Source organism: Stenotrophomonas sp. C9D9 (genome assembly GCF_056491205.1).
Genome location: NZ_JBSZIF010000006.1, coordinates 55,086 through 76,190, shown reverse-complemented (window position 1 = coordinate 76,190; position 21,105 = coordinate 55,086). Strand labels below are relative to the sequence as shown.

22 protein-coding genes are annotated in these 21,105 nt (G+C 67.5%); 13 read left to right on the top strand and 9 right to left on the bottom strand.

The features are described 5' to 3' along the window. The first annotated feature begins 156 nt into the window (after positions 1 to 156). Complete coding sequence (locus ACXI0D_RS15775) at positions 157 to 1,281, top strand: pyridoxal phosphate-dependent aminotransferase (RefSeq protein ID WP_049443205.1); 1,125 nt, start codon at positions 157 to 159, stop codon at positions 1,279 to 1,281. A gap of 100 nt (positions 1,282 to 1,381) precedes the next feature. Here the strand turns inward: ACXI0D_RS15775 and zipA are convergent, their stop codons facing one another. From zipA to ACXI0D_RS15740, 7 genes are all read right to left on the bottom strand, one after another. Continuing rightward, positions 1,382 to 2,119 carry a cell division protein ZipA gene (zipA, locus tag ACXI0D_RS15770; protein ID WP_049443204.1) on the bottom strand — a complete coding sequence of 246 codons (738 nt, stop codon included), beginning with the start codon at positions 2,117 to 2,119 and terminating at the stop codon, positions 1,382 to 1,384. A 46-nt stretch (positions 2,120 to 2,165) separates the two neighbouring features. Beyond that, positions 2,166 to 5,669: a chromosome segregation protein SMC gene (gene smc, locus ACXI0D_RS15765; RefSeq protein ID WP_119006493.1), complete on the bottom strand. Its 3,504-nt coding sequence runs from the start codon at positions 5,667 to 5,669 to the stop codon at positions 2,166 to 2,168. Positions 5,670 to 5,928: 259 nt separating this feature from the next. Continuing rightward, positions 5,929 to 6,378 carry a 50S ribosomal protein L9 gene (rplI, locus tag ACXI0D_RS15760; RefSeq protein ID WP_014037734.1) on the bottom strand — a complete coding sequence of 150 codons (450 nt, stop codon included), beginning with the start codon at positions 6,376 to 6,378 and terminating at the stop codon, positions 5,929 to 5,931. Positions 6,379 to 6,483: 105 nt separating this feature from the next. Then, positions 6,484 to 6,714: a 30S ribosomal protein S18 gene (gene rpsR / locus ACXI0D_RS15755; RefSeq protein WP_002804494.1), complete on the bottom strand. Its 231-nt coding sequence runs from the start codon at positions 6,712 to 6,714 to the stop codon at positions 6,484 to 6,486. Between the two features lie 11 nt (positions 6,715 to 6,725). Beyond that, positions 6,726 to 7,163 (bottom strand): 30S ribosomal protein S6, encoded by a 438-nt coding sequence (gene rpsF, locus ACXI0D_RS15750; RefSeq protein ID WP_006452997.1) that lies wholly within the window; start codon positions 7,161 to 7,163, stop codon positions 6,726 to 6,728. Positions 7,164 to 7,348: 185 nt separating this feature from the next. Then, positions 7,349 to 7,891 (bottom strand): CbrC family protein, encoded by a 543-nt coding sequence (locus ACXI0D_RS15745; protein WP_101766424.1) that lies wholly within the window; start codon positions 7,889 to 7,891, stop codon positions 7,349 to 7,351. 94 nt (positions 7,892 to 7,985) lie between these two features. Then, on the bottom strand, positions 7,986 to 8,324 hold the full coding sequence (locus ACXI0D_RS15740) for a HesB/IscA family protein (RefSeq protein WP_006452998.1): 339 nt from the start codon (positions 8,322 to 8,324) through the stop codon (positions 7,986 to 7,988). Positions 8,325 to 8,452: 128 nt separating this feature from the next. On the opposite strand from ACXI0D_RS15740, the gene asnS reads away from it, so the two are divergent. The 12 genes from asnS (at position 8,453) to ACXI0D_RS15680 (ending at position 19,007) form a co-directional block, all read left to right on the top strand. Continuing rightward, positions 8,453 to 9,847, top strand: coding sequence for an asparagine--tRNA ligase (gene asnS, locus ACXI0D_RS15735; protein ID WP_479642779.1), 1,395 nt, complete (start codon positions 8,453 to 8,455; stop codon positions 9,845 to 9,847). A 30-nt stretch (positions 9,848 to 9,877) separates the two neighbouring features. Continuing rightward, the gene (locus ACXI0D_RS15730; protein ID WP_014037737.1) at positions 9,878 to 10,177 is read left to right on the top strand and encodes a hypothetical protein; all 300 of its coding nucleotides are present in this window, start codon (positions 9,878 to 9,880) and stop codon (positions 10,175 to 10,177) included. A gap of 7 nt (positions 10,178 to 10,184) precedes the next feature. Further along, positions 10,185 to 10,499, top strand: a complete 315-nt coding sequence (locus ACXI0D_RS15725) for a hypothetical protein (protein WP_014037738.1) — start codon at positions 10,185 to 10,187, stop codon at positions 10,497 to 10,499. A 7-nt stretch (positions 10,500 to 10,506) separates the two neighbouring features. Beyond that, the gene (locus ACXI0D_RS15720) at positions 10,507 to 11,145 is read left to right on the top strand and encodes an FMN-binding negative transcriptional regulator (protein ID WP_049443202.1); all 639 of its coding nucleotides are present in this window, start codon (positions 10,507 to 10,509) and stop codon (positions 11,143 to 11,145) included. Between the two features lie 72 nt (positions 11,146 to 11,217). Then, positions 11,218 to 11,880, top strand: coding sequence for a carbonate dehydratase (gene can / locus ACXI0D_RS15715; protein WP_014037740.1), 663 nt, complete (start codon positions 11,218 to 11,220; stop codon positions 11,878 to 11,880). Between the two features lie 19 nt (positions 11,881 to 11,899). After that, positions 11,900 to 12,421: a 3-hydroxyanthranilate 3,4-dioxygenase gene (locus ACXI0D_RS15710; protein WP_049443315.1), complete on the top strand. Its 522-nt coding sequence runs from the start codon at positions 11,900 to 11,902 to the stop codon at positions 12,419 to 12,421. Positions 12,422 to 12,625: 204 nt separating this feature from the next. After that, on the top strand, positions 12,626 to 13,900 hold the full coding sequence (kynU, locus tag ACXI0D_RS15705) for a kynureninase (protein ID WP_049443201.1): 1,275 nt from the start codon (positions 12,626 to 12,628) through the stop codon (positions 13,898 to 13,900). A gap of 31 nt (positions 13,901 to 13,931) precedes the next feature. Then, positions 13,932 to 15,299, top strand: a complete 1,368-nt coding sequence (locus tag ACXI0D_RS15700; RefSeq protein ID WP_119006494.1) for an FAD-dependent oxidoreductase — start codon at positions 13,932 to 13,934, stop codon at positions 15,297 to 15,299. Continuing rightward, entirely contained in the window at positions 15,299 to 16,738 is a 1,440-nt protein-coding gene (gene sbcB / locus ACXI0D_RS15695) for an exodeoxyribonuclease I (protein ID WP_014037744.1), read from the top strand. Before ACXI0D_RS15700 ends, sbcB begins: the two co-directional genes overlap by 1 nt. Then, positions 16,735 to 17,421 (top strand): DUF2461 domain-containing protein, encoded by a 687-nt coding sequence (locus ACXI0D_RS15690; protein ID WP_032127674.1) that lies wholly within the window; start codon positions 16,735 to 16,737, stop codon positions 17,419 to 17,421. The genes sbcB and ACXI0D_RS15690 overlap by 4 nt, the downstream gene beginning before the upstream one ends. Further along, complete coding sequence (locus tag ACXI0D_RS15685) at positions 17,421 to 18,413, top strand: aldo/keto reductase (protein ID WP_119006495.1); 993 nt, start codon at positions 17,421 to 17,423, stop codon at positions 18,411 to 18,413. Before ACXI0D_RS15690 ends, ACXI0D_RS15685 begins: the two co-directional genes overlap by 1 nt. A 42-nt stretch (positions 18,414 to 18,455) precedes the next feature. Next, the gene (locus tag ACXI0D_RS15680) at positions 18,456 to 19,007 is read left to right on the top strand and encodes a DUF2939 domain-containing protein (protein ID WP_119006496.1); all 552 of its coding nucleotides are present in this window, start codon (positions 18,456 to 18,458) and stop codon (positions 19,005 to 19,007) included. Positions 19,008 to 19,095: 88 nt separating this feature from the next. On the opposite strand, the gene ACXI0D_RS15675 is transcribed toward ACXI0D_RS15680, so the two are convergent. Together ACXI0D_RS15675 and ACXI0D_RS15670 are read right to left on the bottom strand one after the other, a co-directional pair. Next, positions 19,096 to 20,040 (bottom strand): 5'-nucleotidase, encoded by a 945-nt coding sequence (locus tag ACXI0D_RS15675; RefSeq protein ID WP_119006497.1) that lies wholly within the window; start codon positions 20,038 to 20,040, stop codon positions 19,096 to 19,098. A 47-nt stretch (positions 20,041 to 20,087) separates the two neighbouring features. Continuing rightward, on the bottom strand, positions 20,088 to 20,861 hold the full coding sequence (locus ACXI0D_RS15670) for an NAD kinase (RefSeq protein ID WP_006376667.1): 774 nt from the start codon (positions 20,859 to 20,861) through the stop codon (positions 20,088 to 20,090). Positions 20,862 to 21,105: the final 244 nt, after the last annotated feature.

The window sequence follows — 21,105 nt, the reverse complement described above, 5'->3', positions numbered from 1 at the left end:
CGCTCTGGTACGTGCCAACCACTTCCCCCGCCCTGGTAGGTGCCAACCTTGGTTGGCACATCTGCGGTCGAGCATGGTTCGACTCCACAAAAGGCGGGCTTGCCGCCCACCCCCGCCAGCGCTAGCGTGCGACGATTGCCCCTCGGAATCCCACCCGTGCCCCTGCCCGCCTCCCGTCGACGCTTCCTGCAACTGGCCGGTGCCGGCCTCGCCGTCGCCAGCAGCGGCCTGCCGCAACTCGGCCAGGCCCAACCTGCGGCCGCCGTCGCCGCGCCCCCTGCCGAAGGCGCCGTACTACTGAACTTCAACGAATGCCCGTACGGTCCCTCCCCCGCCGCCCAGCAGGCGGCGCGCGACAGCATCGCCAGCTGCGGACGCTACCGCTTCGCCCTGGCGGCACAGGTACGCGATGCCTTCATCGAGCAGGCCCGCATCCCGGCCGACCATGTGCGGCTCTATCCGGGCTCCAGCGAACCGCTGAACCGCGCCGCCACGTTGTGGACCGGCCCGCAGGCGGGACTGGTGGTGGCCGACCCGACCTTCGAGACGCTGGGCGAGGTCGCTGCCGCGCATGGCGCGCACGTGCAGAAGGTGCCGCTGCGCAATGACGGCGCACACGACCTGCGTGCGATGGTCGCAGCCGCGCACGCGCGCCCGACCGGGCTGCTGTACGTGTGCAATCCGAACAACCCGACCGGCTCGATCAGCCCACCGGATGAGCTCGCCTGGCTGCTGGCCCACAAGCCCGCCTCCACCCGCGTGCTGGTCGACGAGGCCTACCTGCAGTACAGCGAGCAGCCCAGCCTGATCGAGCAGGTGACGCAGCGCGACGATCTGATCGTGCTGCGTACGTTCTCCAAGCTGTACGGCATGGCCGGCCTGCGCCTGGGCGTAGCGGCCGCACATCCCGAGCGTCTGCGCGAGCTGGCCAGCCTCGGCGACAACCCGCTGCCGGTTCCCGCGCTGGCGGCGGCGCTGGCCAGCCTGCACGATCCGCAGCTGATTCCGCAGCGTCGCCTGCAGAACGCCAAGGTGCGCCAGGCCACCATCGCATGGCTGGGCAAGCGCGGTTTCAGCTGCCTGCCGTCGGAGGCGAACTGCTTCGTGGTCGACGTGCAACGCGACGGCAGCACGTTCGCCAAGGCGATGGCCGACAACGGCGTGGTGATCGGGCGCAGCTGGCCGATCTGGCCGCAGCGCGTGCGCGTAACCGTCGGCAGCGAGGACGAGATGGCCGCGTTCCGCCGCGCGTTCGCGAAGGTGGCCGGCGTGCCGGCCTGACCCTGTTGGTGGGGGCGAACCTTGGTTCGCCCTATCCACGCATGGCGTGGATCTACTGTTGTGGGTGCCGACCGTTGGTCGGCACACCCAAAAAATGCCTTTACCAGCGCGGGGTCTTGGTCAGCGGCGGGGCCTGGTGCTGGCGGTCGTAGGCGCGCAGCTCGTCACGGATGTGTGCGATGCGCTGGCGGCCCAGGGCGTTGCGGCTGTCATCCAGCACCACGCCATCCAGCAGTTCGGCCATGCGCTGCACGGTCGGCAGCATCTTCTCCCAGGCGTCCAGCGCGGTCAGCGGCGCCGGCAGGGTCAGGAAGAAGGCGATGGCCGGGGTTTCCATGGCACGGATGTTGGCCATGTCGAAGCTGCCCGGCTTCATGATGCTGGCCATCGAGAAGATCGGGCCGCGCTCGGGGTGGCCTTCCACCAAGCGGTGGAACACGTTCATGTGGCCGAACACCAGGCCGGTCTTCTCCGCCGCCACCACGATGTCTTCGCCGCGCAGCTGCTCGCCGGCCCGGGCGGCCACGAACAGCGAAACGATCTTGTCGAAATCCTGGGTGGCGCGCTTGCCGAGATCGCTGGCGCCCGGATCGGTATCGGCCAGGCCGAGTTCGGCCTGCTCGCCTTCCGTGCCCATGCCCGGTTCGACGCGGCCATCGGCCACGACAACGCCGTCCTCGCCCAGGACCGGTTCGCGGCGCTCGCCGCTGGTCGGTTCCGCGCTGTCCACGCGGCGCCCCTGGGGCTTCTTCTTCGGACGGCCAAACAGGAAGATCGCGGCGATCAACAGCAGGCCGGCGGCCAGGATGCCGATGCGCAACAGTGCCGTGTCGGACATTCGATAGGTTCTCCGGCTAGTTCATTCAGGTAACTAGGATGGCACGTCAGGCCGCGCCCGCCAATCGCGCGGCTTCTTCCAGGTCCACGCTGACCAGGCGGCTGACGCCCGGTTCGCGCATCGTCACGCCCGACAGCTGGTGCGCGGCCTCCATCGTCGCCTTGTTGTGGCTGACGAACAGGAACTGCACCTTCTCGCTCATTTCCTTGACCATGTTGGCCAGCCGGCCGACGTTGGCTTCGTCCAGCGGCGCGTCCACCTCGTCCAGCAGGCAGAATGGCGCGGGGTTCAGCTGGAAGATGGCGAACACCAGCGCGACCGCGGTCATCGCCTTCTCGCCGCCGGACAGCAGCGAGATGCTGGACACGCGCTTGCCCGGCGGACGCGCCATGATGGTCACCCCGGTGTCGAGCAGGTCTTCACCGGTCAGTTCCAGGTAGGCGTGGCCGCCACCGAACAGGCGCGGGTACAGCGCCTGCACGCCGGCATTGACGCGGTCGAAGGTGTCCTTGAAGCGGCCGCGGGTCTCGCGGTCGATCTTGCGGATGGCATCCTCAAGGGTTTCCAGCGCCGTGGTCAGGTCGGTGTGCTGCGAATCCAGGTAGTCCGAACGCTGCGAGGCCTCGCCGTACTCGTGGATGGCGGCCAGGTTGACCGGCTCCAGCCGGCGCATGCGGCCGTCGATCTGGTGCACGGTCTGCTCCCAGTCGCCCAGGCGGGCGTCCTCGGGCAGTGCGTTGAGCACGTCCTGCAGCACGAAACCGGCCTTCTCCACCGCGCCCTGCAGGGTGTCCGCGCTGAGCACCAGCGCCTGCTGGTCCAGCTTGCGCTGCGAAATACGCTCGCGCTGGGCCAGCGCCTGTTCGTCGCGCTGGTGACGGGTCTGCTCGTAATTGCGCAGCTCGGCGTCGATGCCGTCCAACAACGTGCGCGCTTCGGTCAGCACGCGATCAGCCCGCACGCGCTCTTCCAGTGCATTCTGATGCTCGGCCTGCAGCGATTCGACCGGCGAATCACCTTCGTCCAGCTGTGAATGCAGCTCACCCAGTCGCGAATCCAACTGCCCTCGCTGGGTACCCATGCGCTCCAACGCCTGGCTCAGTGAAGCCAGCTGCGCACGCTGCGATTCCAGGGTCAGGGCCAGCGAATGCGAGCGCTCGCGCACCGCACGTGCGGCGTCGCGGGCCAGGTCGCGGGCCTCGGTCAGCTGGCGGCGCTCTCCCTCCAGCCCCTGCCGGGTCGATTCCAGGTCACCCATGCTGCTGACCGCGTTCTCCAACCGCGAGCGCGCTTCACGCGCCTGCTCGTTGTTGGCTTCCAGCGTTTCCTGCAGCTGCTTCAGTTCGCCTTCGATGCGGTCGATGCGGGTACGCGCCGCTTCCACCTTGCCCTGCTGGCCCTGCAGCTGGCCAGCCAGCTCGGACACCGCACGATGGGCCTGGTACAGCGCACGCTGCGCGTCTTCGCGCTGCTGTTCAGCCGCCTGCAACTGCTCGCGGAAACCACCCAGCTGTTCTTCCAGCTCGGCCTCGCGATCCTGCAGCTGTTCGATCTGCTCGCGCAGCTCGTTGATCTCGCGTTCGCGCAGCAGCGCGCCCTGCTGGGCTGCACCGGAGCGCGACACGCGCAGCCAGCCCTGACCCAGGCGTTCGCCACTCTGGGTGATGATCGAATCGCCTTCCGGAAGGCTGGCCTGCAGGGCCTTCGCCTCGGACAGGTCCTTGGCACCATGCAGGTGCGCCAGCAGGCGACGGATCGCGGCCGGGCCGCGCACGCGTGCCGCCAGCGAAGTCGGTGCAGCCTTGACGTCGGCACCCGCACTGGCGACCAGCGCAATGTGGCCGTCGCCGAGTTCGCCGAGGGCATCAACCAGGCTGCCCGGGTCATCGACCAGCACGCCTTCGATCAACTGGCCGAGCGCGCTTTCCACCGCATTTTCCCAGCCGGCATCGACGTCCAGGCGTTCGCCGACACGCGCCGCCGAATCCAGCCCGCGCGCCTTCAGCCACGCCACGGCCGCGCCCTGCTCCTGGCCCAGCGCGGCCTGCTGCAGGGTTTCCAGCGAAGCCAGGCGACCGCGCAGGCCGTTGGCCTGCTTGCGCAGTTCGGCCAGTTCGTTCTGGCCATTGCGCTGCTGTTCCTGCACTGCCGCCACGCCCTGCTTGCGCAGTTCGACGTCTTCGCTCAATTCATCCAGCGCGGTCTTCTGCGTGTCGTGCTGCAGGTGCAGCTGCTCGAAGGCTTCTTCCAGCGCGTCCACGTCCAGCCCGGCGCGCTCGGCGGCCAGAGCCTCGCGACGGCGGTCGGCATCGAGGATCTGCTTGTCCAGGTAGTCCACGCGCGTGCGCTCGACATCGCCGGCGCGCGAGGCCTCCGAACTCTGCGAGGTGTGCTGTTCCCAGCGCTGCTGCCAGCTGGCCAGCCGGTCTTCGGCCTCGCGCAGGCTTTCCTGCTTGATCTCGTTTTCTTCCTGCAGCTCCTCCAGCTGCGGGGTGGCGGCCTCGACCGCTTCGCGCAGCACCATCAGCTTGGCCTCGTCGCCGCTGATGTGCTGGCCCAGTTCGGCCAGTGCCTGGCGGGTTTCATCGCGTGCCTTGTGCAGGCGCTGCGACAGCTCGCGCTGGTGCTGGATCTGCTGTTCCAGGCGCGCCAGCGTGCTGCCGACCTGGTAGACCGCAGCCTGCGCGGTGTTGAGCGCGTCGGCGGCCTCTTCGCGTCGAACGCGCGAGGTCTCGATGCGGGCCTCGGCGTCACGCTGGTCGGCGATCAGCTGCTGCAGCTTCGTCTCTTCCTGCGACAGCCCTTCGCGCAGCTTGGACAGGCGACCGTCCAACCCGCGGAACTCCAGGGCCTTCCACTCGGCATCCTTGACCCGGCGCTCTTCCTGCAGCGCCTGGTACTGCTCGGCCTGCTTGGCCTGGCGCTTGAGGTGTTCGAGCTGCTTGCTGATCTCGTCGCGCAGGTCGCCCAGCCGGTCCAGGTTCTCGCGGGTGTGGCGGATGCGGGTCTCGGTCTCCTTGCGGCGCTCCTTGTACTTGGAGATGCCGGCTGCCTCTTCCAGGTACACACGCAGGTCTTCCGGCCGCGCCTCGATGATCTGGCTGATCATGCCCTGCTCGATGATCGAGTAGCTGCGCGGGCCCAGGCCGGTGCCGAGGAACAGGTCGGTGATGTCGCGGCGGCGGCACTTGGTACCGTTGAGGTAATAGTTGCTGGTGCCGTCGCGGCTGACCGTGCGCTTGACCGAGATCTCGTTGAACGAGGCGTACTCGCCCGAGATCGTGTGGTCCGAGTTGTCGAAGATCAGCTCGACGGTGGCCTGCGAGACCGGCTTGCGGGCATTGGAACCGGAGAAGATCACGTCGGTCAGCGAGTCGCCGCGCAGGCGGCTGGCCGAGCTCTCGCCCATGACCCAGCGCACGGCGTCGATGATGTTCGACTTGCCGCAGCCATTGGGCCCCACCACGCCGGTCATGTTGGTCGGCAGGTGCAGGGTGGTCGGATCGACGAACGACTTGAAGCCGGACAGCTTGATCGTGGAAAGACGCATAGGGGTTCCGGACTGGGGCCGGCAAGCGGCCTGCGTTTACCCTCCAAGTCATTGATCCTGTTGGGATCGATGCCCGTGGAACGGGTGTGACGCCCTGAGTATACCGATGTGGCCGTGTTCTACGAATGGGCGTGGAACATTGTCCAGCCCTACCCCGCCGGCCGGACGTGGCCCGACGCCACGAAACGGAGCCATAAAACAAAACGGGCACCCTTGCGGGCGCCCGTTCTGCGGTGATTCCAGGCCTTGCGGCGTGGGATCAGGCTTCGGCGACGACGACGACCTTGACGGTGGTCTCGACGTCGGCGTGCAGGTGGACCAGCACGTCGTATTCGCCGATGTTGCGGAAGGCGCCTTCGCCCAGGATGACTTCGCTCTTGCTGACCGGCAGGCCGGCAGCGGTGAAGGCATCGGCGATTTCGCGGGCGCCGACCGAGCCGTACAGCTTGCCTTCGGTCGAAGCGTTGGCCGGGATGGTCACGCTCGCGCCTTCCAGCTTGGCCTTGCGGGCGTCAGCGTCGGCGTGGATGGCCTGGGCCTTGGCTTCGTATTCGGCGCGCTTGGCTTCGAACTCGGCCTTGTTGCTCTCGGTGGCCGGAACGGCCTTGCCCTGCGGCACGAGGAAGTTACGGCCGTAGCCCGGCTTCACGTCGACCAGGTCGCCCAGGTTGCCGAGGTTGGTGACTTTCTGCAGGAGGATCAGCTGCATGGTATTGCTCCAGATGAGTTATTCGTTAGCGAGGCGATGCCCCGCAACAAAGGCTGTCCGAATAGCTGGCACAGCGGGGGCGGCACCGGGCCGCCCCGCCGGGCATCAGACGTCGTGGTTGTCGGTGTACGGGATCAGGGCCAGGAAGCGAGCGCGCTTGACGGCGGTCGCCAGCTGACGCTGGTACTTCGACTTGGTACCGGTGACGCGGCTCGGCACGATCTTGCCGTTCTCGGTCAGGTACTGGCGCAGGGTGTTGAGATCCTTGTAGTCGATCTCCTTCACACCTTCAGCCGTGAACTTGCAGAACTTGCGGCGACGGAAGAACTTGGACATGGGAAGGCTCCTTAGGCGGCGGAAGCGGCGTCGTCGCCGGCTTCGTTGTCAGCGGTGGTGGTGGACTCGCCTTCTTCGTCGTCACGACGACGGCGCTCACCGCGCTCCGGCTTGTCACCCTTCTCGTCCTTGCTCTTCATGATCAGCGACTGCTCGGTGTCAGCCTCGTCACGCTTGATGACCAGGTTGCGCAGCACGGCGTCGTTGAAGCGGAAGCTTTCGGTCAGTTCGTTCAGAACGGCCTGGTCGGCTTCGATGTTCATCAGCACGTAGTGGGCCTTCACCAGGTTCTGGATCGGGTACGCCAGCTGGCGGCGCCCCCAGTCTTCCAGACGGTGGATGGTGCCGTTGCCGTTCTCGACCAGCGACTTGTAGCGCTCGATCATGGCCGGGACCTGCTCGCTCTGGTCCGGGTGGACCATGAACACGATTTCGTAATGACGACTCATGTTTTTTCTACCTTTCGGATGTGGCCTTGCGGCCGGACAGCCCCCCGCCGTTGAGACCGCGGTGGGGCAAGGATTCCCGCCAGGAAGGCAGGAAGCCGCGCATTATGCGGCAAGCGGCGCCACCGGGCAACCGGGCGGGAACCGGGCAACCTGAACGGGAGCGCCGCACCATGTCCGGCACGTGCTCATCCCAGATCGACGTGAAGGCGATGCTGGCCGCATTCCAGGCACTGGAACAGGCAGCCGACCATCATCCCGTCCCGGCTCAGATGCTCCAGCACCCACTCGGCGTCGCGCGGATTGATCTCGACCACGTCAGGCCGGACCTGGTCGAGGATCGGCAGCAGATCGTCGCTGCCGGCGTAGCCGAGGAAGGCGCAGGGCCGTTCGCAGTGGCTCAACCAGACCGATTGCTGCCAGGACGAGTAACCCGGGGTGCGCTCGCAGATCTCCAGCAGCAGCTCACGGGCGATGGTCGGCGGCGGATCGGCCGGATCCGGGGATACCCCCTCGATATCGCTCCAGCCGGTGAATTCACCCTCGTAACTGGCCGCTGCCCCGCCATCGGCGATACACCAGGGGCACAGGTAATCGGGACGCAGGCGCGTGTAGAACGGCCCCCGGTAACGAAGCGTCCGCGGTTGCCCGCAGCAGTCACAGACCCCGTCGACCTCTTCGAAGGAGAGGGCGTAGGCATTGGGGTGATAGGTGAAAGCCGGTCGTTCCATCCTCGGGATCCCTGCCGAGCCCAGCGTGCCGACCAAGGTCGGCACCTACCAGAGCACGCCTTGTCAGCGCAGGGCCATGCCCGGCGGCCGGCCCTCAAGCCTTGTCGGCGTCGGTGGTGAAGCTCTCGCCGCAGCCACACTCGGCGGTGGCGTTCGGGTTGCTGAACGTGAACGTCTCACTCAGGCCGTGCTTGCCGAAGTCGATCACGGTGCCGTCCACCAGCGCCAGGCTCTTGGCGTCGACGTAGATCTTCACGCCGTCCTGGTCGAACACGGTATCGCCCTCGCGCTCGTCGCGGGCCAGGTCGGTCACGTGGCCCCAGCCGGAGCAGCCGGTCTTGGTCACGCCGAAACGCAGGCCCAGCGCACCGGGGGTCTGGGCGACGAAGCGCTGCACGCGTTCGAAGGCAATGGGGGTCAGGCTGACGGCCATGGGGCTACTCCAGAGGTACGGGGACATTATAAGGAGCCGTTGCCACGAAAAATGCCTCGCAAGCAGAACGCTGCAACCGGTAAACTCCCGTGTTCACAGATCGAGTCGATCAGCAGAGGATTCAAGTCATGACGGTGGTCAGCGTTGAACATGCGCTTGCCGGGAAGATCCCGGAAGGCGGCGAAGTCACGGTACGCGGATGGGTGCGCACGGTGCGCGGCTCAGCGAATCTGGCCTTCGTGAATGTGAGCGACGGCTCCTGCTTCGCCCCGATCCAGGTCGTGGCCGGCGACAGCCTGGCCAACTTCGATGAGATCAAGCGCCTGACCAGCGGCTGCTCGGTCATCGCCACCGGCACGCTGGTGAAGTCGCAGGGCAAGGGCCAGTCGTTCGAGATCCAGGCCAGCGCGCTGGAAGTGGTCGGCTGGGTCGAAGACCCGCTCACCTACCCGATCCAGCCCAAGCCGATGTCGCCGGAGTTCCTGCGCGAAGTGGCGCACCTGCGCCCGCGCACCAACCTGTTCGGCGCGGTCACCCGCATCCGCAACTGCCTGGCCCAGGCCGTGCGCCGTTTCTTCCACGAGAACGGTTTCAACTGGATCAGCACCCCGATCATCACCACCTCCGACGCCGAGGGCGCCGGCCAGATGTTCCGTGTGTCCACCCTGGACATGGTGAACCTGCCGCGTGACGAGAAGGGCGCGATCGATTTCAGCCGCGACTTCTTCGGCAAGGAAACGTTCCTGACCGTATCCGGCCAGCTGAACGTCGAGGCCTACTGCCTGGCACTGAGCAAGGTCTACACCTTCGGCCCGACCTTCCGCGCCGAGAACAGCCACACCACCCGCCACCTGGCGGAGTTCTGGATGATCGAGCCGGAAATCGCCTTCGCCGACCTGGCCGAAGACGCGCGCCTGGCCGAAGAGTTCCTGAAGTACCTGTTCCGCGCGGTGCTGAACGAGCGTGGCGACGACCTGGCCTTCATCGCCGAGCGCGTGGACAAGAACGCGATCACCAAGCTGGAAGACTTCATCAACGCGCCGTTCGAGCGCATCGACTACACCGATGCGGTCAGCCTGCTGCAGAAGTCCGGCAAGAAGTTCGACTTCCCGGTCGAATGGGGCCTGGACCTGCAGACCGAACACGAGCGCTGGCTGACCGAGGAACACGTCGGCCGCCCGGTGGTGGTGACCAACTATCCGGAACACATCAAGGCCTTCTACATGCGCCTGAACGACGACGGCAGGACCGTCGCCGCGATGGACGTGCTGGCCCCGGGCATCGGCGAGATCATCGGCGGCAGCCAGCGCGAAGAGCGCCTGGACGTGCTGGACGCGCGCATGGCCCAGTTCGGCCTGGACCGTGAGCACTACAGCTGGTACCGCGATTTCCGCCGTTATGGTTCGGTACCGCACGCCGGCTTCGGCCTGGGCTTCGAACGCCTGGTGGTGTACGTCTGCGGGCTGTCCAACATCCGCGATGCGATCCCCTACCCGCGCGCCCCGGGCAGCGCGGACTTCTAAGCCCCACACGACCACGGAGGTACCGCTCCCATGACCCTGTTCTTCGCCCTCTGTTTCGTCGGCGTTGCAGTGGCCGGGTTCAGTGCCTTCGTGATCTTCTGGCCGCTGACCCTGGTGCACGTACGCGACCGCCATCCGGCGCTCGCCGAGCGCTTCGGCAGCGGCGCCTTCCTCAAGCCCGATGCCCTGGCCTGGCTGTTGCGCCGCGACTATCGCCAACAGCCGGACCGTTCGCTGTCCGGGCTGGCGACGCCGGCCTGGGTATCGCTGCTGACCCTGCTGACCGGACTGGGCATGGCCGCCCTGCTCTGGCTGGCCTCGCTCTGGTAATACCTCCATGAATGACATCTCCGCCTCGCGCGACAGCTGGTGGCTGGCCAGCCTCGGCAACACCCTGATCTGGGCGCGCCTGCGCGTGCGCCCGGCCGGCACCGCCGAGGTGCTCGACAGCGATGGCAACACGCTGAGCTATGACAGCGAAGACACCGCCCGTTCGCAGCTGTTCGACGCCGAGTTCGTCGAGTACGACGGCCTGGACGAGGAAGACGCGCTGGTGCGCGGTTTCAGCCTGCACGAAGTGCAGCCGCCGCAGGCCGACAGTGATGAAGGCCTGCGCGGCCGCATGATCCAGTCGCTGGGCGGGCGCGCCTGACCCCTGCATGTTCACCCCGCGCGCCTTCGCCGAGACCGACCTGCTCTGGCTGGACCGCCTGCTGGCGCGCGACCCGTTCGTTACCGTGCTCACGCCCGGCAGCGATGGCCTGCCGGAACTGACCCGGATGCCGGTGCTGTACCGGCGTGATGGCGAGCGTATCGAGCTGCGCGGGCACTGGGCCCGCGCCAACCCGCAGTCGCGCCACGGCGGCGCGGCCAAGGTACTGGTCGACGGCCCACACGGTTACGTCTCGGCCAGCTGGTACCCGGACAAGGAGCCCGCCGCGCGGGTGCCGACCTGGAACTACGCCGCTGCCGAGCTGCGTGGCCAGTTGCAGACCTTCGACGACACCGACGCGCTGGCCGAGCTGGTTGGTGCGATCAGCGACCACTTCGAAGCCAGTGTCGGCCAGGCCTGGCAGTTCGATGCCACGCGTGCCGAACACGGCCCGGAGCTGCGCGCCATCGTCGGCTTCCGCTTCCAGGTCGAACACGTGCAGCTGAAGCTCAAGCTGAGCCAGAACCATCCCGATGCGAACCAGCGCGCAGTGATCGCCGAACTGGAACAGCTGGGCACTCCCGCTTCCACCGAGTTGGCGCAGTGGATGCGCTGGCACCGCGAACAGGCCGCCCGCAGCGACTGAACGCCCCAGATTCCCGCGACGACGCAGCCGGACGGCTGCGGCGAGCCCCCACCCGACGCCAGGGACCCGTACATGAAAGACATCCACAAGCTGCTGCAGAACAACCGCGACTGGGCCGACCGGATCGAGAAGGAAGACCCCGAGTTCTTCCACCAGCTGGCCAAGCAGCAGCACCCCGAGTACCTGTGGATCGGCTGTTCCGATTCGCGCGTGCCGGCCAACCAGATCATCGGCATGGCCCCGGGCGAAGTGTTCGTGCACCGCAACGTCGCCAACGTGGTCGCCCACACCGACCTGAACTGCCTGAGCGTGGTGCAGTACGCGGTGGACCAGTTGAAGGTGAAGCACATCCTGATCGTTGGCCATTATGGCTGCGGCGGCGTGCATGCCTGCCTGCACAACACCCGCGTCGGCCTGGCCGACAACTGGCTGCGCCACGTCGGTGACGTGATGCAGAAGCACACCGGCATCCTCGATGCGATCGAGACTGATGAGCTCAAGCACGCACGCCTGTGCGAACTGAACGTGATCGAGCAGGTCGCCAACCTGTGCCGCTCGACCATCGTGCAGGACGCCTGGGCCCGCGGCCAGAAGCTGATGGTGCACGGCTGGGTCTACAGCCTGAAGGACGGACGCGTGCGCGAGATGGGCATCGACGTCGGTTCGCAGGAAGAGCTGCAGCCGGCCTATGAAAAGGCCCTGTCCTACGTCCCGCGCAAGGGCAAGCGCGACTGATCCCTTACGGATGACCACCATGCTCGCTTCGCCGATCAACCTGCACGCCTGGATCGAAGAGAACCGCCACCTGCTGAAGCCGCCGGTGGGCAACAAGATGATCGACAACGGTGATTTCATCGTGATGGTGGTCGGCGGGCCGAATTCGCGCACCGACTACCACTACGACGAAGGTCCGGAGTGGTTCTACCAGCTCGAAGGCGAGATGGTCCTGAAGGTGCAGGAAAACGGCGCGGTGCGTGATATTCCGATCCGTGCCGGCGAGATCTTCCTGCTGCCGGCGAAAGTGCCGCACTCGCCGCGGCGCCCGCCCGGTGGCATCGGCCTGGTGGTCGAGCGCAAGCGCCTGCCGCACGAGATGGATGGCGTGATCTGGCATTGCGAGCGCTGCAACCACAAGCTGCACGAAGAGTATTTCCCGCTGCAGAACATCGAAACCGACCTGCCCAAGGTATTCGCGCGCTACCACGCCAGCCTGGAGCTGCGCACCTGCAGCCAGTGCGGGCACGTGGATCCGCTGCCGGTGCCAGCGGCGGGCTGAGCCATCGAACGGTAGATGCCCACCCTGGTGGGCGCTTGCTCGCTCCCGCTCTGGTAGTTGCCCACCTTGGTGGGCGCTTGCTTGTACGTGCGCCAACCAAGGTTGGCGACTACCGGGCCAAGCGGCACTAGCGTTGGGTTGGCAGCTACCGGGCCATGCCCCAGGCGCTACACTGGCGGTCCCGTTGCAGCCTGTTGCCCGACCATGTCCGACCTGCTCAGCCGCACCCACGCCATCGCCCTGGACGCCGCCGATCCGCTGCGCCCGCTGCGCAATGAATTCCTGATTCCGCGCCACGGTGGCGGCGAGCAGACCTACTTCGTCGGCAACTCGCTGGGCCTGCAGCCGCGCGGCGCGCAGGCGGCGGTGCAGGAAGTGATGAAGCAGTGGGGCGAACTGGCGGTGGAAGGCCACTTCACCGGCCCGACGCAGTGGCTGTCCTACCACCGCCTGGTGAGCGCGCAGCTGGCCCGCGTGGTCGGTGCGCTGCCCAGCGAAGTGGTGGCGATGAACACGCTGAGCGTGAACCTGCACCTGATGATGGTCAGCTTCTACCGGCCGACCGCCCAGCGCCCGGTGATCCTGATGGAAGCCGGCGCGTTCCCGACCGATCGCCACGCCGTGGAAGCTCAGATCCGCTTCCATGGCTTCGACCCGGCCGAATGTCTGGTGGAAGTGCAGCCGGACGAAGCCAACGGCACGATCTCGCTGAACGCCATCGAGCGCGCCATCACCGAACACGGCCCGCGCCTGGCGCTGGTGCTGTGGCCCGGCGTGCAGTACCGCACCGGCCAGGCCTTCGACCTCGATGCGATCACCCGCGCCGCACGCCTGCAGGGCGCACGCATCGGCTTCGACCTGGCGCACTCGGTCGGCAACCTGCCGCTGCGCCTGCATGACGTAGCCCCCGATTTCGCCGTGTGGTGCCATTACAAGTACCTCAACAGCGGCCCGGGGGCAGTCGCAGGCGCCTTCGTGCACGAGCGCCACCACCGCGACACCACCCTGCCGCGCTTCGCCGGCTGGTGGGGCCATGAGGAAGCCACCCGCTTCCAGATGGCGCCGCAGTTCACGCCCGCGATCGGCGCCGAGGGTTGGCAGCTGAGCAATCCACCGATTCTCGGCCTGGCACCGCTGCGTGCCTCGCTGGACCTGTTCGAGCGCGCCGGCATGGAAGCGCTGCGCAGCAAATCGCTGGCATTGACCGGCATGCTCGAGGCGCTGGTGCGCGCGCGCCTGCCGCAGGTGCTGGACATCATCACCCCGGCCGACCCCCAGCGCCGCGGCTGCCAGTTGTCGCTGCGCGTGATCGGTGGCCGCGAGCGTGGCCGCGCACTGTTCGAGCACCTGCGCGGCATCGGCGTGCTCGGTGACTGGCGCGAGCCCGACGTGATCCGCATCTCGCCCACCCCGCTCTACAACCGCTACCTGGACGTGCACCACTTCGTCGAGGAAGTGGAAGCCTGGGCTGGCCTTTAAGCCGGTCCCTCCCCTACTGCTGGACAGTTCGTTGATCGCACATGCTTCCCGCTCGTTGAGCATTATCGGTGCCGGCCTGGCCGGGTCCCTGCTGGCCATCCTGCTGTCACGGCAAGGCTGGCGCATCACCCTGTACGAACGCCGCGGTGATCCGCGCGTGGCCGACTACGAGAGTGGCCGCTCGATCAACCTGGCGTTGGCCGAGCGCGGGCGCAATGCGCTGCGCCAGGCGGGTGTGGAGGATGAAGTGATGGCACGCGCGGTGATGATGCGCGGCCGCATGGTGCACCCGCGCGACGGCGAACCGCAGCTGCAGCGCTATGGCCGTGATGACAGCGAAGTGATCTGGTCGATCCACCGCAGCGATCTGAACACCACGCTGCTGGAACTGGCCGAACAGGCCGGCGCCACCGTGCACTTCCATCGCCGCCTGCACACCGTTGATTTCGATGCCGGCCACGCGCGTTTCATCGATGACCGCGACGACAGCCCGCACGACATCCGCTTCGACACCCTGATCGGTGCCGACGGCGCCGGTTCGGCACTGCGCGCGGCGATGAACCGCCGTGCGCCGCTGGGCGAGGACATCGCCTTCCTCGACCACTCCTACAAGGAGCTGGAGATCCCGCCGGCCGCCGACGGCAGCTTCCGCATCGAGCGCAATGCGCTGCACATCTGGCCACGCGGCCATTACATGTGCATCGCCCTGCCCAACCACGAAGGCACCTTCACCGTCACCCTGTTCCTGCCCAACCTGGGCGATCCCAGCTTCGCCACGGTCAACACCGGCGCGCAGGCCGAGGCGCTGTTCGCACGCGAGTTCGCCGACACCCTGCCGTTGATCCCGAACCTGCGCGCGGACTGGGAACAGCACCCGCCGGGCCTGCTCGGCACGCTCACCCTGGAGCGCTGGCACCAGCACGGCCGCGCCGTGCTGATCGGCGATGCCGCGCATGCGATGGTGCCGTTCCACGGCCAGGGCATGAACTGCGCGTTCGAGGACTGCGTTGCGCTGGCCCGCCACCTGATGGAGGCCGATGACCTGGAAGGCGCGTTCGCCGCGTTCGAAGCCGAGCGCAAGCCGAATGCACGTGCCATCCAGCAGATGGCGCTGGAGAACTACCTGGAGATGCGCGACCGCGTCGCCGATCCTGCGTTCCTGCTGCAGCGCGAACTGGAGCAGGAACTGCAGCGGCGCTGGCCGACCCGTTTCGTACCGCACTACACGATGGTCACCTTCCTGCACACGCCCTACGCCGAGGCGCTGCGCCGCACCGAGCTGCAGCGCGACATGCTGGTGGCCGCCACCGCCGGTCACGATTCACTGGACAACATCGACTGGGCCGCACTGGAAGCGCAGATCCACGCGCAGCTGCCGGTCCTGGAGGGCGCGCACTGATGGCCGACAGCTTCCTGTTCTACGACCTGGAAACCTTCGGCCAGGACCCGCGGCGCACGCGCATCTCGCAGTACGCCGCGATCCGTACCGACGCTGACCTCAACGAAATCGACACCCCGGTCAGCTTCTTCGTGCGCCCGGCCGATGACCTGCTGCCCTCGCCGATGGCCACCCTGGTCACCGGCATCACCCCGCAGCAGGCCTTGGCCGAGGGCATCAGCGAGGCCGAGGCCTTCGACCGCATCAACGAGCAGCTGTCGCGCCCCGGCACCTGCGCGCTGGGCTACAACACGCTGCGCTTCGACGATGAATTCGTCCGCTACGGCCTGTTCCGCAACTTCCACGACCCGTACGAGCGCGAGTGGCGCAACGGCAATTCGCGCTGGGACCTGCTGGACATGCTGCGGCTGATGCGCGCGATGCGCCCGGACGGCATCCAGTGGCCGCTGCGCGAGGATGGCGCCACATCGTTCAAGCTCGAGCACCTGGCCGAGGCCAACAACGTGCGCGAGGGCGATGCGCACGAAGCGCTGTCCGACGTACGCGCCACCATCGGCATGGCACGCCTGTTCAAGCAGTCGCAGCCACGCCTGTGGGACTACGCGCTGAAGCTGCGTGACAAACGCTTCGTCGGCAGCCTGCTGGACGTGGCCGCGATGAAGCCGGTGCTGCACATTTCCATGCGCTACCCGGCCAGCCGCCTGTGTGCGGCCCCGGTGCTGCCGCTGGCCGTGCACCCGACCATCAACAACCGGGTGATCGTGTTCGACCTGGAAGGCGAGATTGACGACCTGCTGGAACTGCCGGCCGAGGTGATCGCGCAGCGCCTGTACATGCGCGCCAGCGAGCTGCCCGAAGGCGTGGCGCGGGTGCCGCTGAAGGAAGTACATCTGAACAAGGTGCCGGCGCTGATCGCCTGGAACCACCTGCGCGCCGATGACCACGCTCGTCTCGGCCTGGACGTGGCCGCGATCGAAGCCAAGGTGGAACGGCTGCGCGCGTTCGCCCCACAGCTGGCCGAGAAGGCCCGGCAGGTCTACAACCAGCCCCGCGCCGCCACCGTGGCCGACGTCGATGCCTCGCTGTACGACGGCTTCCTCGGCAACGGCGACAAGCCGTTGCTTGCGCTGGCACGCACCACCGCGCCGGAGCAGCTGGCTGCGCTGGAAGGCCGCTTCCGCGACCCGCGCCTGCCGGAGCTGCTGTTCCGCTACCGCGCACGCAACCACCCCGACAGCCTCGCGCCGGCGGAACGCCAGCGCTGGCAGGATTACCGCCGCCAGCGCCTGCTCGGCGACGGCGGGCTGGGCGAACTCAACCTGCCCCAATACCAGCAGCAGCTCGATGCACTGGCCGCCGAAGCGCCCGACGACGCGCGGCGCCAGGCCCTGCTGCAATCGCTGCGCGACTGGGGCCAGCACCTGCAGGAGACGCTGTGAGCACCTACTTCTCGGACGCCAGTTTCAAGTTCCTGCGCAGCCTGGCGCGGCATAACGACAAGGCCTGGTTCAACGACCACCGCCAGCAGTATGAAGACCACGTACGGCAGCCGTTCCTGCGCCTGCTGGGCGACCTGCAGCCGGCCCTGGCCGAGGTCAGCGACCATTTCCGCGCCGATACCCGCGGCGTGGGCGGCTCGCTGTTCCGCATCCATCGCGACGCGCGCTTCTCCAACGACAAGTCACCGTACAAGACCTGGCAGGGCGCGCGCCTGTTCCATGAGCGCCGCCGCGAAGTGGCCGCGCCTTCGTTCTACGTGCACCTGCAGCCCGGCGAGAGCTTCGTCGGTGCCGGCCTGTGGCATCCGGAGCCTGAAACCCAGCGTCGCGTGCGCCACTTCATCCTCGACAACCCGGGCAGCTGGAAGGCCGCCGCGCATGCGCCGGCCCTGCGCAAGCGCTTCGATTTCGAGGAGAGCGAGAAGCTGGTGCGGCCCCCGCGTGGCTTCCCGGCCGACTTCGAGTTCATCGACGACCTCAAGCACCGCAACTGGGTGATGTGGCGCTCGCTGGACGATGCCACCATGACCGGGCCGCGCCTGCTTTCCACGCTGGGCAAGGACCTGGCGGCGCTCGGCCCGTTCGTGGACTACCTGTGCGCCGCGCTGGACCTGGAGTTCTGATGTCTCAGCATCTTCCGCTGGCCCGCCAGCGGCGCGTGCTCGGCCGCACCGGCCTGGCCGTTTCACCGATCGGCCTGGGCTGCTCCGGCTTCTGGGGTCATCGCCGTTTCCCGGAGCATGAGGCGGCCGCCGTGGTCGAGCATGCGCTCGCCCATGGCGTGAACCTGCTCGATACTGGCCACAACTATTCCGGCTTCCATGCCGAGCCGCGCCTGGGCCGCATCCTGCGCCCGTTGCTGAAGCAGTACCCGCGCGACGCGCTGGTGATCTCCAGCAAAGGCGGCACGCTCACCGGCCAGGCCGGCATCAGCGGCGCCGAGCAGCGCGACTTCTCGCCCGCGGCCATCACCGCCAGCTGCGAGGCGTCGCTGCGCAACCTCGGCCTGGATCATCTGGATATCTACCAGTTGCATGGCGCCAGCGAACACGACATCAACGACGACCTGCTGGCCGCGCTGCAGCGCCTGCGCGAGCGTGGGTTGATCCGGCACACCGGCATCAACACCCACTCGGCATCGACCCTGCGCTGGATGATCGCCCAGCCCGACGCGTTCGATGTGGTGCTGCTGGACTACAACGCCCTGCAGCAGGACCGCGAACCGCTGATCGACCAGCTGCAGGCAGTGGGTATTGGCGTGCTGGCCGGCACCGTGCTGGCGCAAGGCCACCTGTTGCCCCCGCGTCCTCGCCTGCCACGGCTGGCCGATGGCTGGTACCTGGCGCGCGCCTGGCTGAAACCCAGCAGCCGCCAGCTGATGCGCAGCGCCCGCCAGATGCGGCGCGCCATGGGCACGATCCGCAGCCAACGCCCGGCCCAGACCGCCTTCGCCTATGCGCTGGGCCATCCCGGCGTGGCCAGCGGCATCCTCGGCACCACCCGTACCCGCAGCCTCGACGAGGTGCTGGCGACGCGGCTGGAAGCACTGACCCCGGCCGAACGGCAACAGCTGGTCGATGCCTTCGGTGACGGCCGTGGTTCGCCCAGTCATTGAGTCTTCACCCGGCACTGCCGCCATTGCGGCAGTCTGGTCGGCATGAAGAAACTCACCGCACTCATTGTGCTGCTGGTCCTGGCCGTCGCGGCCTGGTGGTTCGGCGGCCCCTACATGACCGTCAATGGCCTGTCCAAGGCCATCGAGCAGCGCGACACCGCTCGCCTGGAGCGCTACGTCGATTTCCCGCGCGTGCGCAGCAGCCTGCGTGCGCAACTCAATGACTACCTGGTGCGCCAGGCCGGCCCCGACGTGGCAGCCAGCCCGTTCGGCGCCCTGCTCTATGGGCTGGGCGACCAGCTTGGCGGTGCCGCGGTGGAGACCATGGTGACCCCGACCGGGATCGGCGCGATTTTGCAGGGCCACGTGCTGTGGAAGCGTGGCCGCAATGAGCTGCAGGGCGGCGATGCCTTCGGTGCGACCGAACCGGCGCGGCCGCTGAAGCATGCCGAGCACCATTTCGAGGCAATGGACCGCTTCGTGATCGATGTCGATCGCGGCCCCGGCCAGCCGCCGCTGAAGGTGGTGCTGGAACCGCAGGGCCTGCGCTGGAAGGTGGTGGACCTGCAGCTGGGGATGTCCGGCAGCCCGTGACGGGAGCGGCGCTCTCGTAGGTGCCCACCTTGGTGGGCACGGATGCATGGCAGTGCCAACCAACGGTTGGCACCCACCCGTCGTAGCCTCAGCTCTCGTTTGCGACACCATGTGGTACGTGGCCGGCAGCCACATGCTCGCGGGCACTGTCGATGTTGTGCTGCGAATCATCGAAGAAGATGTCGGCGCCGAACGCCTGCAGGAACGGTCCCTTGTGGCGGCCGCCGAGGAACAGCGCCTCGTCCAGGCGCACGCCCCACTCGCGCAGGGTGCGGATCACCCGCTCATGCGCCGGTGCCGATCGCGCGGTGACCAGTGCGGTGCGGATCGGCGCACTCTCGCCGGCCGGGAACACTTCCTGCAATGTATGCAGCGCCGACAGGAAACCCCGGAACGGACCGCCGCTGAGCGGCTCGCGGGCGCGTTCGCGCTCGTGGCGACCAAAGGCTTCCACGCCCTGCTCGCGCGAAATGCGCTCGCTCTCGTCACCGAAGATCACGGCGTCACCGTCGAAGGCGATGCGCAGCTGGCCGGCCGGGCGACCGGTATCGATCTGGTCGGCCGCCGCAGCGGCGGTCTCGCCAGGCGGCTTGGGCAGGATGGTCGCCGCCGCAATGCCATGGCGCAGCGCGCTGCGCACCGATTCCGGGTTGGCCGACAGGAACAGGTCGGTGCCGAACGGCTTCACGTACGGCCAGGTCGGCTCGCCGGCGGTGAACGTCGCACGGATGATGCCCAGGCCGTAGTGCTGGATCGAGTTGAAGATGCGCAGGCCGGTATCGGCCGAGTTGCGCGACAGCAGGATCACCTCGACGCGCGGGTTCTCCGGGCTGGCGCCCTGGTTCAGCGCCAGCAGCTTGCGCACCACCGGGAAGGCCACGCCGGGGCCGAGGATGTCGTCCTCGTGCTGGCGCTGGAATTCGGCATAGGCCGCCACGCCATCACTCTCGAACAGCGCATGGCTTTCCTCGAGGTCGAACAGGGCGCGCGAGGTCACCGCGACGGTCAGCAAACGGGGGGAGTTGTCGCCCATCGGTGGGGGTCCTTCAAGCGGTCGGCGGGGCCGGCCGCCCATTGTCCTCAAAAAACGAACTGTTCGCTCAGGATCCGGTCTTCCAGGTTGTGCTCCGGGTCGAACAGCAGGGTCACGCGGCGGTCCTTCGACTCGCGGATGGTCACCTCGACCACGTCGCGGGTCTCGTGCGAATCCGCCGTGACGCTGACCGGCCGCTTGTAGGGATCGAGCACGCGGAAGCGCACCTCGGTGTCGGCCTTGAGGATCGCCCCGCGCCAACGACGCGGCCGGTACGGGGCCAAGGGCGTCAGCGCGATGGTATGCGAACCCAGCGGCAACACCGGACCGTGCGCGGAATAGTTGTAGGCGGTGCTGCCGGCCGGGGTGGCCACCAGCACGCCGTCGCCGATCAGCTCCGCCACGCGTTCCTGGCCGTTGAGGTCGATGCCGATATGCGCGGCCTGCCGGGTCTGGCGCAGCAGCGACACATCGTTGTAGGCCAGCGAACCGGTACTGGTGCCCGACTCGGTCAGCGCCACCATTTCCAGCGGGCGCAGGTTGGCCGGTTCGGCACGGGCAATGCGGGCCTGCACGTCGTCGTCGCCACGGTACTGGTTCATCAGGAAGCCGACCGTGCCCAGTTTCATGCCGAATACCGGCTTGCCCAGGTGCCCATGCCGGTGCAGGGTCTGCAGCATGAAGCCATCGCCGCCCAGTGGGCACAGCACGTCGGCCTGTTCCGGCGCGTGGTCGCCATAGCGCGAGACCATCGCCGCGCGGGCCATCTGCGCGGGCTCGGTGGTGCTGGCCAGGAAAGCGATGCGGGGGGTGTCGCTCATCAGCGCGGCAGATCCGGAAGGGCTGGGCAAAGCATACCTCGCCCCCCGGGCAGCGCAACCGCAGGCTGGATCGGGCACCTCATTCGATTCAATGAGGGTTTCAGCGGTGCGGCAGGATCCAGCCCTCCCCGGCGACAGCAACGACATCTCGATATCGTCCGATAGGCTTCTCATACCACTCTCATGACCATTGATGTGCCGATCAGGTTCGCCTGGCACACCCAGCGTTGGCGCAGGCCCGCAG